This is a genomic window from Pantoea sp. X-Soil-TKNS-1211 (assembly GCF_059730495.1).
Window position 1 is genome coordinate 3,238,125 of sequence record NZ_AP035953.1, and the last position, 12,600, is coordinate 3,250,724.

At 55.4% G+C, this 12,600-nt stretch carries 13 protein-coding genes; 2 read left to right on the forward strand and 11 right to left on the reverse strand.

From position 1 onward, the window contains the following. Window positions 1-11 precede the first annotated feature (11 nt). Window positions 12-890 carry a 4-hydroxy-tetrahydrodipicolinate synthase gene (dapA, locus tag AC6I8W_RS15300; RefSeq protein WP_013510033.1) on the reverse strand — a complete coding sequence of 293 codons (879 nt, stop codon included), beginning with the start codon at window positions 888-890 and terminating at the stop codon, window positions 12-14. Window positions 891-1,033: 143 nt separating this feature from the next. Here dapA and AC6I8W_RS15305 point away from each other — a divergent pair, with 143 nt between their 5' ends. After that, complete coding sequence (locus AC6I8W_RS15305; protein ID WP_013510034.1) at window positions 1,034-1,588, forward strand: glycine cleavage system transcriptional repressor; 555 nt, start codon at window positions 1,034-1,036, stop codon at window positions 1,586-1,588. Between the two features lie 145 nt (window positions 1,589-1,733). After that, window positions 1,734-2,201 carry a thioredoxin-dependent thiol peroxidase gene (gene bcp, locus AC6I8W_RS15310; protein WP_497835701.1) on the forward strand — a complete coding sequence of 156 codons (468 nt, stop codon included), beginning with the start codon at window positions 1,734-1,736 and terminating at the stop codon, window positions 2,199-2,201. A gap of 33 nt (window positions 2,202-2,234) precedes the next feature. Here the strand turns inward: bcp and AC6I8W_RS15315 are convergent, their stop codons facing one another. From AC6I8W_RS15315 to AC6I8W_RS15360, 10 genes are all read right to left on the reverse strand, one after another. Then, window positions 2,235-3,293 carry an AI-2E family transporter gene (locus AC6I8W_RS15315; protein WP_497835702.1) on the reverse strand — a complete coding sequence of 353 codons (1,059 nt, stop codon included), beginning with the start codon at window positions 3,291-3,293 and terminating at the stop codon, window positions 2,235-2,237. Between the two features lie 103 nt (window positions 3,294-3,396). Next, window positions 3,397-4,989, reverse strand: coding sequence for a sensor domain-containing diguanylate cyclase (locus AC6I8W_RS15320; RefSeq protein ID WP_497835703.1), 1,593 nt, complete (start codon window positions 4,987-4,989; stop codon window positions 3,397-3,399). A 168-nt stretch (window positions 4,990-5,157) separates the two neighbouring features. Beyond that, window positions 5,158-5,976: a phosphodiesterase gene (locus tag AC6I8W_RS15325; RefSeq protein WP_497838202.1), complete on the reverse strand. Its 819-nt coding sequence runs from the start codon at window positions 5,974-5,976 to the stop codon at window positions 5,158-5,160. A gap of 22 nt (window positions 5,977-5,998) precedes the next feature. After that, window positions 5,999-6,988, reverse strand: coding sequence for an ABC transporter ATP-binding protein (locus AC6I8W_RS15330; RefSeq protein WP_497835704.1), 990 nt, complete (start codon window positions 6,986-6,988; stop codon window positions 5,999-6,001). Beyond that, entirely contained in the window at window positions 6,985-7,797 is an 813-nt protein-coding gene (locus AC6I8W_RS15335; RefSeq protein ID WP_497835705.1) for an ABC transporter permease, read from the reverse strand. The genes AC6I8W_RS15330 and AC6I8W_RS15335 overlap by 4 nt, the downstream gene beginning before the upstream one ends. Further along, a complete protein-coding gene (locus AC6I8W_RS15340) occupies window positions 7,794-8,660 on the reverse strand; it encodes an ABC transporter permease (RefSeq protein ID WP_497835706.1) in 867 nt (288 codons plus the stop codon). The genes AC6I8W_RS15335 and AC6I8W_RS15340 overlap by 4 nt, the downstream gene beginning before the upstream one ends. Next, window positions 8,660-9,682, reverse strand: coding sequence for an ABC transporter substrate-binding protein (locus AC6I8W_RS15345; protein ID WP_497835707.1), 1,023 nt, complete (start codon window positions 9,680-9,682; stop codon window positions 8,660-8,662). Before AC6I8W_RS15345 ends, AC6I8W_RS15340 begins: the two co-directional genes overlap by 1 nt. After that, the gene (locus AC6I8W_RS15350; protein WP_497835708.1) at window positions 9,679-10,689 is read right to left on the reverse strand and encodes a LacI family DNA-binding transcriptional regulator; all 1,011 of its coding nucleotides are present in this window, start codon (window positions 10,687-10,689) and stop codon (window positions 9,679-9,681) included. Before AC6I8W_RS15350 ends, AC6I8W_RS15345 begins: the two co-directional genes overlap by 4 nt. Window positions 10,690-10,815: 126 nt before the next feature. After that, window positions 10,816-11,424 (reverse strand): DsrE family protein, encoded by a 609-nt coding sequence (locus AC6I8W_RS15355; RefSeq protein WP_497835709.1) that lies wholly within the window; start codon window positions 11,422-11,424, stop codon window positions 10,816-10,818. A 33-nt stretch (window positions 11,425-11,457) separates the two neighbouring features. Beyond that, window positions 11,458-12,063, reverse strand: coding sequence for a DsrE family protein (locus AC6I8W_RS15360; protein ID WP_497835710.1), 606 nt, complete (start codon window positions 12,061-12,063; stop codon window positions 11,458-11,460). Between the last annotated feature and the right edge of the window lie 537 nt (window positions 12,064-12,600).

The window sequence follows — 12,600 nt, forward strand, 5'->3', positions numbered from 1 at the left end:
TTCTCCCTAAATTATCGCAGACCCGCTTTGATCAATGCCTGCGCCGTTTTACTCTGACCGGCTTCGGTCAGCGGCGTCATTGGCAAACGCAGCGTGTCATCCGCGATTAATCCTAGTTGTTTCGCGGCCCATTTCACCGGGATAGGATTGGGTTCACAGAAAAGCGTCTGGTGCAGATGCATCAGACGCTGATTCAGGCGACGCGCTTCGGCGAAGTTGCCCTGCTGCGCCAGTGCGCACAGTTCAACCATTTCACGGGCCGCAATGTTGGCCGTGACCGAAATAACGCCTTTACCGCCCAGTTGCATGAAGTCCAGCGCCGTGCCGTCATCGCCACTCACCAGAATGAATTCATCATCAACCAGCTCTTGGATCTGACTAACCCGCGATAAGTTCCCGGTAGCCTCTTTGATTCCGATAATATTTTTGATTTCGGCCAGACGCGCGACGGTTTCCGGCAGCATGTCGCAGCCGGTACGTGAAGGCACGTTATACAGCATCTGCGGCAGATCGGTGCTTTCGGCGATCGCTTTGAAGTGCTGGAACAAGCCTTCCTGCGTCGGACGGTTGTAATACGGGGTCACGGTCAGGCAACCCACCACACCGGTGCCGGTAAAGCGTTTGGTGAGGGAGATCCCTTCAGCAGTGGCATTCGCGCCGGTTCCGGCAATCACCGGAATACGACCATCGGCCAGTTCGAGGGTCATCATCACCACATCGCCATGCTCTTCATGGCTGAGGGTGGCTGATTCGCCGGTGGTGCCAACAGAAACAATCGCCGCGGTGCCGCTGGCGACATGATAATCAATCAGTTTTTTCAAACTCGCGCGGCAGACATTGCCTTTGTCATTCATTGGCGTAACGAGCGCAACAATACTTCCGGTGAACATGGGCGATCCCCTCGACAAACAAGTGCTTCATGGTACGTTTTACGCCGAGGGAAAAGCAAGCGAGCCAAGCCATTCCCGCGCTTGTCAGCAGTTTTTTTTATGTTTACCTTATGGTTATTAGCGAACACACAGGAAATGTCATTTTGTCGCAGCCACAGCCTCACCATCTGGTGATCACCGCATTGGGCGTTGATCGTCCGGGTATCGTGAATACCATCACCCGCCATGTCAGCAGCTGCGGCTGCAACATTGAAGACAGCCGTCTGGCGATGCTGGGTGACGAATTCACCTTTATTATGCTGCTCTCCGGAAGCTGGAATGCCATTACCCTTATCGAGTCCACCCTGCCGATGAAAGGGGCCGAGCTGGAGTTGTTGATCGTGATGAAGCGCACCAACGCACGTGTCACGCCACCGATGCCCGCTACCGTCTGGGTGCAGGTTGAAGTGCCGGATTCGCCGCATATCATTGAGCGATTCACCGATTTGTTCGATAAACATCAGATGAACATCGCCGAGCTGGTTTCGCGCATTCAACCAGCACAGGATGGTGTACCACCTACTCTGTATATTCAGATGACGGCGCATAGCGCAGAAGATACGCGTATCGAACCGGCGTTTAATCAACTGTGTCAGGAACTGCACGCCCAGGGTACGATTCGTTTGTATAGTGTGGCGGATGATGCCGTACCGCACTGATGCGACTTCCGGGTTATTTCGTCACACACTCTGTCCAGATTGGACAAACAGTGTGCGGAAATAACCCTGACGGTAAACTCCACCTGGCACTTTTGGCCCTGATGGTGTATTACCCACAGCATGAAGAAAAAAATGGAGAGTTGTGATGAATCCACTGAAAGCCGGTGATACCGCACCGAAATTTAGCTTGCCCGATCAGGATGGCGAACAAGTAAATTTGGCCGACTTCCAGGGACAGCGCGTTCTGGTCTATTTCTACCCGAAAGCCATGACGCCGGGCTGCACCGTACAGGCCTGTGGCCTGCGCGACAACATGGATGAATTGAAAAAAGTCGGCGTGGAAGTGCTGGGTATCAGCACTGACAAACCGGAAAAACTATCCCGTTTTGCCGAAAAAGAGCTGCTGAACTTTACGCTGCTGTCTGACGAAGACCATCAGGTATGCGAACAGTTTGGCGTCTGGGGGGAGAAATCCTTTATGGGCAAAACCTACGACGGCATTCACCGCATCAGCTTCCTGATTAATGGTAATGGCCAGGTGGAGAAGGTGTTCGACGATTTCAAAACGTCTAACCACCACGACATCGTGCTGGATTACCTGCAATCAGCCTGATAGCAACGGGTGCGTGTTACGCACCCGTTTTCTTTAACTCACGATTGTCTCTTCCGGCCAGGCATGCACCACCGCTTTGATTAAGGTGGCGAGGGGAATGGCGAAAAACACCCCCCAGAAGCCCCATAACCCACCGAAAATCACTACCGACAGAATGATCACCAGCGGATGCAGATTGACCGCTTCCGAGAACAGAATCGGCACCAGAACGTTACCATCCAGTCCCTGCACCACCAGATACACCACAAACATGGTCCAGAAGTCGCTACCCAGTCCCCACTGGAACAAACCGACACCGATCACCGGGATGGTCACCAGCATCGCGCCGATGTAAGGGATCAGTACCGATACCCCGACCAGCACTGCCAGCAGTAGCGCGTAGTTAAGGCCGAGCAGCAGAAACGCCAGCCAGCTCACCACGCCCACCGCTACCATCTCCAGCACTTTGCCGCGAATATAGTTGGTGATTTGTTGGTTCATCTCCTGCCATACCACGCCCGCCAGACCACGGTTACGCGGCAACACGCGACGCACCGCGTTCAACATCTGCTCTTTATCCTTCAGCAGGAAAAACACCATCAGCGGCACCAGCACCAGGTAAATCATCAGCGTCATCAGTCCCACCAGCGACGCCAGTGAATATTTCACCAGTGATTCGCCCAGCCCGGTCAGGCGACTACGCAGATTTTCAACCACGATATCAATGATGCCCGCATCAACCAGCGCCGGATAGCGCTTCGGCAACCCGGCGGCGAACAGGTAAAGTTTGTTGAGCATGTTGGGGAGATCGCGGGTGAGGTTAATGCCCTGCTGCCAGGCGACCGGTGCGACAATCAGCACCATCACCAACACAATACCGCCAAACAGCACCAGCACGATGCTGGAGGCCCAGGTGCGACTACATCCCACCCGTTCTAAGCGTACTGTTGGCCACTCCAGCAGGTACGCCAGCACCACCGCCACCAGCAGCGGGGCCAGCAAACCACTGAAGAAGAAGAGGATGAGAAACGCCGCCAGTAAAATTGCCACCAGGCCAATTGCCTGGGGATCGCTAAAACGACGTCTGTACCATTGAATAAGCAAAGCCAGCATATCTTTCCTTTCCCGTAACGGCGCGATTTATCGCGCAAGCCCGTGCACTATACGGGAAAAACCTGCGCGATAAATCGCGCCGCTACGAATCCGTAATATCTGTTTAACGCGTGATACTGCTAACCAGCGCATCTTGTCCAGCCATCATCACACAGTTTCGTCCGGCATTTTTTGCCTGGTACAAGGCTGCATCGGCCTGTTTCAGGCTTTGCTCCTGCGAGCCGTTTTCCGGCAGCCATAGAGCGATACCCACCGAAATGGTGATATTCCCCACCGTATCGATCCAGTTTTCGGCAATACTTTTGCGCAACCGCTCCGCCAGATGCCGCGCCTCTTCTGCGGGGGTACCCGGCATCAACATCAGAAACTCTTCCCCACCATTACGGCAAACCACGTCGGTCTGACGGGCACTGCTGCGCAGCGCCTGCGCCACCTTTTTGATCACCTCGTCACCGACGTCATGACCAAAGTTGTCGTTGACCCGTTTAAAGTGATCAATATCCAGCGCCAGCACCGCAAAGGGTTGGCGCATGGCGAGGAAGTAATCCAGCACCGCACCGAGACCACGACGGTTGAGCAAATTGGTCATCGGGTCGGTCTGGACTTCGGATTTCAGGCGGCCAATTTTATCCTGCACCAGACCGATGCCCGTCAGCATCGCGCGTTTAACCTGCGCGGCTTCAAAGTACCAGGCACGGATACCATTGATTTCGCCAGAGACACTTTGGGTATCCATCTGGCTGGCCTTGCGTGCCAGTTGCCATAGCGGCAGCGCAATCAGACGCGAAAGGATGATCGCGACTAGCAAAGTTAACAGCGCAAAGGGCACCGAGTTTTTCAACACTTTCAGCAACAGGCCGGAGAGCGGAGCCAGCGTCACATCGGTCGGTTTCAGCGCTACCACCATCCAACCGGTGGTGGGCACAATCGCGTAACCCGCCAGCTTATCGGCCCCTTCTTCGCTGATTTCGAGGGAGCCGTTGGTCTGCTCCCCGCGCTGACGATCGCTGATGATTCCCGGCACGCTTTTGCCAATCAGTTGACTGTTCTGGTGGTACAACACCTGGTTGTTGCGATCCAGCACGTAGACGTGGGTGCCATCACGATAGTACTGCTCGCCCAACAAGGCATTCAGAATACTCTTCTTTTTCAGATAGATAGTACCACCAACATAGCCGAGATAGCGTCCCTCGTTACTCCAGATCGGCCAGGAGACGAAGACGATCAGGTTATTGGCCGCCGAGAGCGTCGGTTTGCTCACCATCGGCTGGCGCTTTGCCAGCGCTTCCCGTGATGCCTGACTGGTCAGTTGCATACCTTTCAGCATCAGGGATTCCGGAGAAATGGCTTTCACGATGCCGTCGCTGTTCACCACCGCCACCGAGTTAAAGCTGCTGGTCTGCTCGCGCAGGCGGTTCACTTCCTCCTGCGCCAGGTCGCTATTATCAAAATCTTTGCCCAGCTGTGTCGCGCTGAAATGCAGCTGCGATTCAGCCAGTTGAAAGAAGACCTCGGTGGTGGAGGCCAGCTTGGTGGCATAAGCGCGATTGGCTTCAAGGGTGCTTTCGATCAGGACCATGCGTTGCACGCGCCATGTTGCATACAGGGCGTTGGCAAGCGTAATAACAATACTGGTGATCGCCAGCAGCATGATTAGCGTGCGCAGATCAGTTTTAGGCCAGATGCGCGTTAACATGGCGCACCCGCCATCAGGAGTCTGTTCATCATTGGAGTGCCTGGCAGTCTTGTTATTGTTGGACGTACTTACCCTGGTGAGGTAACAGAGAATTGTACACCGACAACCCAATTTGAGCACTAAGCATCCTGCCGACACACCCATTCTTTTGCTTTTATCTGGCGCTAATTAGTCAATTAATCCGTTTATGTCGTAAAACGGAAACGGACCGGGATAATCGCCAATCGCGCACAGATGCGTAGTCATACCTTGCTGTGCATGCCAGCGATGCAGCAAAAATCCAGGCGGTTCCAGCACAAAATTGGCGGGTCCATCTTCAGACAAATCAAACGCCACCTGATGTGACACCCCAGGTGCGGTGCAGGCCAGCGTGCCGGCAAAGCGCGCCTGAATGGAACGATGCAGATGACCACTCAATACCCGCTCCACCTGCGGATGCTGGCTTACCACCGCCGCCAGCGCCTCAGGATTACGTAGCGGTTGCTTATCCATATGACCGATACCGGTGATAAAAGGTGGATGATGCAGCATCACCAGCGTTGGCGTATGTTGCGCCTGCTTGAGTTTTTCATCCAGCCACTCCAGTTGCGCTTCATCAACATAGCCCCACGGCTGTTGCGGCACGCTGGAGTCCAGCGCCAGTAGATTTAATCCTTTGACGTGATGCTGCCAGTTGAGGGTTTCTCCCTGTTGCAGATAGCTATGCTCAGGAAACGCGGCACGTAACGCCTGGCGATCATCATGGTTCCCCGGCATCAACAGGTACGGCAGCTGTAACCTTGCCAGCGCCTGCCGCAGGGTTTGATACTCTTCCGCCAGGCCGAAATCGACCAGATCGCCGGTGATCACCACCACATCCGGGCGTGGTTGCAAGCGGTTCAGCGTCTCAATCACCCGTAACAGCGCGGCCTGGGTGTCCACTTTTTTATAGGAGAGGCGCCCCTGCGCCTTAATATGTAAATCGCTGATTTGCGCAATCAGCGTCATGGCTTCAGACAATCTTCGTTCCTCAGGAAGCAGAAAAATGGAGGGCGGCGTCCTGCGCCAGTGACCAGCTCACCGGTTGTCCGGCATGCCAGGCTTCACGCGCATGACGATCCACCTGGATCGGTGCGGCAAGACCGATATCAATCATCAGCCGCTGAGATGCGCCGAGAAAGGTGCTGGCAACAACAAAACCCTGACGGGGATAGCGATGATCACTGGCGAGCAGCACGTCTTCCGGACGACAGAAACGTTGCGGGTTGCCGCGTGCATCCACATCAACGCAGTTAATCGCACCAACAAAATCGGCGACGAACTTTGAGGCCGGATGCTGATAAATGCGTTGTGGCGTATCGATTTGCACTAACCGGCCCTGCTCCATCACCGCAATACGGTCGCCGAGCGCCATCGCTTCCTGCTGATCGTGCGTCACGTAAACTGCGGTGATCGCCAGTTGCTTCAGCAACGCGCCAATCTCCAGCCGCAGACGGTCGCGCAGGCGTGCATCCAGCGCTGCCAGCGGTTCATCAAACAACAAGACTTTGGGACGTGCCGCCAACGCACGCGCCAGAGCCACGCGCTGCTTCTGCCCACCGGAGAGTTTGTCGATACTACGCTGCGCCAGCGTGCTGAGGTCCACCAGCGCCAGCATCTCCTGTACCCGCGCCTCACGCTCAGCACGCGGCACGCCCTGCACTTTCAGGCCATAGGCGACGTTGTCCGCCACGTTGAGATTGGGAAATAGCGCGTAGTTCTGGAACACCATGCCAACGTTACGTTTTTCAATGGGCAAATCGGTGACGTTGCGCCCGTCAAACCACACTTCGCCTCCGGTATCACAGCGTTCCAGCCCGCTGATAATACGCAGCGTGGTGGTTTTACCGCAGCCCGAAGGTCCAAGCAGCACCAGGGTTTCTCCGGCATTAACCGTCAGGTCCAGCGGGTGCAGCGCCAGGTGATGGTGAAAACGACGCGAGCAATGGCGAAGCGTCACAGTTACGGCAGCGTTATTCATGCCGGCTCCTTGTGTTGGCGCACAACTGCGCGGTTGAGCCATTGATTGAGCACGTTAAGTAGCAACAACAACGGCAGAATCATCAGGATAAAAATCAGGGTGTAGGCAGAACCCACCTCCAGTCGCATCGAGGCATAGCTGTCGGCAAGGCCGACCGGCAGGGTTTTAGTCAGCGGCGTGTGCAGCATCCAGGTGATGTTGAACTCCCCCACCGACAGGGTGATCACCATAAAAGCACCGGCGAGAATGCCGTTGCGACAGTTCGGCACCACCACGCTAAAGAAACGCTGCCACAGACTGGCACCGAGGCTGGCTGAGGCTTCTTCCAGCCGCGGCATATCCACCGCCTGCATCACCGCCAGCACCGGACGCATCATAAACGGCAGGGTAAACAGCACATGACCAATCAGGATAAACAGCCAACTGTCGCGCAGGGCGGAAAATTGTCCATATAACAGGATGATACCGAGCGCCGTGGCCAGCCCCGGCAACGCCACCGGCAGCATCAGACACTCTTCAATACGTGCCGCCCAGCGGCCCGGTGCTTTCAACAGTCCCCAGGCAGCAGGTACGCCAATCACCAGCGTCACCAGCAGGCAGCACAAGGCAATCAGCAACGACAACCAGAAGGTGTCGGCATACATCTGCCACACCTGTTCCACCCACTTCAGCGTCAGACCACTGCGCAGACCAATAAAATAGTTGTTGGTCACTCCAGCCAGCATCGACAACACCACCGGGACAATCATAAACAGCGCAGTGAGGGTGGTGATCAGCAGTTGCAGGATAAAAAGTCCACGACGATTCATGCCGCCTCCTTCTCAGTGCGATGCGCCAGACGACGTGCGATCATCAACGCCAGCCAGGCGACCCCGCCCATCACCACCGACAGCGCAGCCGCAGTGGCGAAGTTGGCGTAGTTGGTGAATTCGCCATAGATGGTCAATGGCAGCACCGCCAAATCGGTGCCAAGGGTAAACGCAGTGCCAAACGCCCCCATGCTGGTGGCGAAACATAACGCGCCGGTGGAGAGCAACGCCGGTTGCAACCCCGGTACAATCACATCCCAGGTGATGCGCCACTGGCTGGCACCGAGCGAACGGGCAGCCTCTTCCAGGGAGCGTTCGAGTTTTTCACTGGCCGCCACCAGGGTGACAATGGCGCGCGGCAGCGAGAAGTAGAGATAGCCGATAAACAAGCCGACCAACGAATAGGCCAATGTCCAGCGTTCATGCAGCAGACTCATGCTGATCTGTGCCAGTAGCCCCTGCCTTCCGGCCAACATCACCACCAGAAATCCCACCACCACGCCAGGAAATGCCAGCGGAAAAGTCAGCAGCGCCAACAGAGTGCCGCGACCGGCAAAACGTTGACGCGCCAGAAAGCAACCCACCGTCGCGGCAATGAGCAACGTGGCGAACGTCACCGCCAACGACAACAGCACGGTATTGATTAAGCTCAGCAAGTACTGCGGCTGACTGATCACCGTCCAGTAGCCACTGTGTTGCGTGGTACGATCCGCCTGCATACCGATTTGCAGCAAACGGGCAAACGGCAGCAGCCAGAAGGCACAGAAGAACAACAGCGCAGGCAGCGTCAGCCATAGCCAGCGGCTGCCAGGCTGTTTACGCGTCTGGCGGCGCGAGGCCGCCAGGGTGTCGGACAGCGACATTAACGGATCTCACTCAGGTAACGGGCAGAGAACGCTTTCTGCGCATCGGCCATCTGTTGGTAATCAACCGTTTTGGCTCGCGCGTAATCACTGTCCGGCAGGAAATATTTCTTCGCTTCAGCCGACATGGCGGAAGTGCGCACCGGTCGCAGGAACGCGTTCGCCCAGATCGCCTGCCCTTTGTCCGACAGCACGTAATCGATCACTTTTTTGCCGTTAGCCTCATGCGGCGCATTCTTCACCAGGCTGATGACGTAAGGCACGGTCACCGTCCCTTCTTGCGGGATGACAAAGGCCACGTTGGCGTGATCTTTATATTTGGCGCGATAAGCGTTGAAGTCGTAGTCGAGCAGGATCGGGATCTCGCCGGAAATCAGGCGGGCATAGGCGGTTTGCTTCGGTACGATCGGCTGATTGGCCTGCAATTTTTTGAACCAGGTCAGACCCGGATTGAAGTCGTGCATATTGCCGCCCAGCGCCTGGTTAACCGCCACCGCCGCCACATAACCGACGAAGGCGCTGGCCGGGTCGAGATAGCCGATCATCCCTTTGTATTCCGGCTTCAGCAGATCATTCCAGGATTGCGGAATGGGCGCGCCACCCAGCGCATCAACGTTCACCATAAAGCCCATGGTGCCCGAATGCAGCGCCACCCATTTACCGTTCGGATCTTTCATTCCGGCCGGGATGTCATTCCAGTGCTGCGGTTTATAGCTGGTGATGACTCCGGCGCTGTCCGCCTGGATGCCAAAACTGACGCCGTAATACACCACATCCGCCACCGGATTGCCCTGCTCAGCGACCATTTGCGCCAGCGCCTGGCCGGAGTTTTTGTTGTCCTGCGGCACCTGGATACCGGTGTCGTGCGCGATGGCTTTAAGCTGAGTACCCCAGTCAGCCCATTCCGGCGGGCAGTTGTAGCAAATCGCCGTCTCCGCCGCCTGGGTCAGCCCGCTGAATAACGACCCGATGGTCAGGGCCAGCGCCCCAGCCACGATTTTGACTTTTTTCTGTAATTTCATGATGGTTCCCTGGTGTTGGCAATGTAAGAAGCAAGGGGTGCGGCCACGCTTTCGCCGGGTCGCAGTTGATGCGCCAGTACGCGCGTACCGCGTCTGGCCTGTTGTAAAAGCATGTCGATGGCGCAGGCTCCCAGCCATTCAGCGGGTTGCGCCACACTCGCCAGTGACGGCGCGAGCTGTTCACCGATATCGATGCCATCAAAACCCATCACCGATAGCTGTTGCGGGATGCGTACCCCAGCACGCTGGGCAGCACCAATCAGGCTGATGGCCAGCAAATCGTTGGTACAGATGACTGCGGTCAAGGCGGATGGCCCCTGCAACCAGGGTTGTACCAGGGCGAAATCAGAATGGGTGTGGCTGGACATTTCAATCACCGGCAGGGTGGCCTGTTGCATAGCATCGCAATAGCCCTGATAACGCAGGCGGGCGCGATCGGACTGCAACATCGGTCCGGCAATCATGCCAATGTGTTGATGCCCAAGTTGGCGCAGGTAATCGGTCGCTTCACGCATCGCCAGGCGGTTATCGACGCACACCGCTGGCCAGTCGTGTTGTTGCGGTATGTTATGTGCCAGTACAAATGGCATCTGCGCCTCATGCAGGGTATGCAGTACCGCGCTGTTGTCCGCATCCGCCACCGTTAACACCAGACCCGCCACCCGCTGGCGCAGCATATGTTCGACAATCGCTGCTTCGCGCTCTGGCTGATAATCACTGGTCGCCAACAGCAGGCCAAATCCCGCCTGGCGTGCCTGGCGCTCCATGGCCTGAAGCTGCTGTGAAAAGATCGGGTTTAGCAACGAGGGCAGCAGCACGCCGAACGTGGTGGAGCTTTGCGTGCGCAACTGGCGGGCAATATGGTTCGGGCGAAATCCCAATTGTTCTGATGCAGCCAGTACCTTGTTTAAGGTATCCGGACGCAGCAGATGGGGATCAGAGAAAGCGCGTGCCGCCGTGGCGCGCGAGACGCCAGCCAGCTTTGCCACACTTACTAAATCGGACATGTTCGCCTCGTTGGTTGCCAATGAGATCGATCTCATTGACGCTTAACTTAACGGCGAACTGTGACAGCCACATCGCGGAGAAATGACAACAAGATGACAGCAGCCGATGCTGCCGTCTGGGGAAAATTACAGCATCAGGAAGGCATAACCTTCGTTTTGCAGCGTCGCCACTGTGGTGCCGCTGGAGAGGGTATGCGTCACCATTGGGTCAATCCATTCGCGCTCCAGATGATGGAAAGCCACCGACTGATCGCAAATGGACACTTTCACCCCGGCTTTTTCCAGTTCGCTGATTAACTTCAGGTTGGGGTTATCCACGCCATAGGCTTTGCGGAACTGTTCGTTGTTCAGGGCCGCGGGCACCGCATCGCTATTAATCGACACCACGAAGTTCAACTGTTCCAATGGCACCCCTGCGGCATAGTAAAGATTGGTGACGCGCGCCACCCGCTCCAGCCCGAGATTTGGTTGACGAATGTCTCCTTCGCTGCGGTTAATCTGGAACACGATTTTGTTGCTCAAACCGGGTGTGCTGCCTGGATTGTACGCAGGGGTGTTTACAAAGTGGATCTTACCGAAACCCGCGATCGCCGGTGTGCTCCAGAAATCGGCCGGTTCGGCTTTCTTATCCGCAAACTTGTCGCTGAATTTACCGACCAGCTCGGGAAGCTGGAGCACATTACCGCCAACAAAACCGGCCAGTGCTGCTACAACAATGTATGTCGTTGGACGCATCTCACTTCTCCTCAACCATCATCAAAATGCCTGCTACATTTGCAACCACGCATAACCCTGATTTTGCAGCGTCGACACCGTCGTCGGGCTGGAGAGCGCGTGAATCACCGATTTATCGATCCAGTCATTGGGATAATGATGAAACGCCACCGACTGATCGCACACCGACACCTTCACTCCCTGCTTATTCAGCTCCGCAATCAACGGCAGATTGGGGTTATCGGTGCCATAAAATTGTTTGAAATGCGTGTTATCCAGCATTGCCGGGGTGGCATCCCCGGTGACTGACACCACAAAATGCAGCTGATCGGCCGGTACGCCTGAGGCGATATACAAGTTCACCACCCTTGCCACACGCTCAAGACCGAGGTTGGGACGGGCAATATCCCCCTCATTTTTAGTGAGCTGAAAGACGATCTTATTGCTCAACCCAGGCTCGGGTTTAAAGGCGGCATCGGGTTCGTAATGAATTTTTCCGTACCCCGCGATACCCGGCGTGCTCCAGAACCCCTCCGGGTCACTCGGTGGGGAAGAAAAATGGTTTACCACCCGTTGATAGATGTCATCGCTTCTACTGACAACAGCACCGACAAAACCCCCAACAATGGCGATCAGGGCCCAGGAGACAACAGTACGCATAGAGACTCTCCGGCAGGCATTCACAGTCCGTTTGAACAAAGTACGTTATCTATACCACACCAGGACAACGCCTAAAGCAGGCGGATTGGCTGACCACACGTGGTTTACTTGCAGGAAAAATAATTAGTAAGGCTAATTGAATAACAACCTTGATGGAGTCAGAGCGAGGAGTTGAAAAATGGCTGGTCGGAAGTTTTGTCGGGCACGGTGATTGTCATGACTATCATCGAGTTAAAATATGACCATCTTAATTTGCAGTACCGCATTTAACCTTTTGCGTCATGATAAACAACGTCGATGGATAAATCGGGCCAGTACGGCCCTCTTCCGGCTGTTTTTCGGAGAAAGTCTTATGCCAAATTCAATTAATTTGAGCAACTTTACCATTCTTTAATCTAAGCCAGCCGAAAATAGCCTGCTGAAGTCCAGGTTGCTTTATTCAAATTTTTGCTGCTTTATTGCCCGGCAGCAGCAACATTTTGCATTCATCACATTCCCTCGCGCTGCTTGCTTGTATGCTGCGGGTGGTTAAGATAA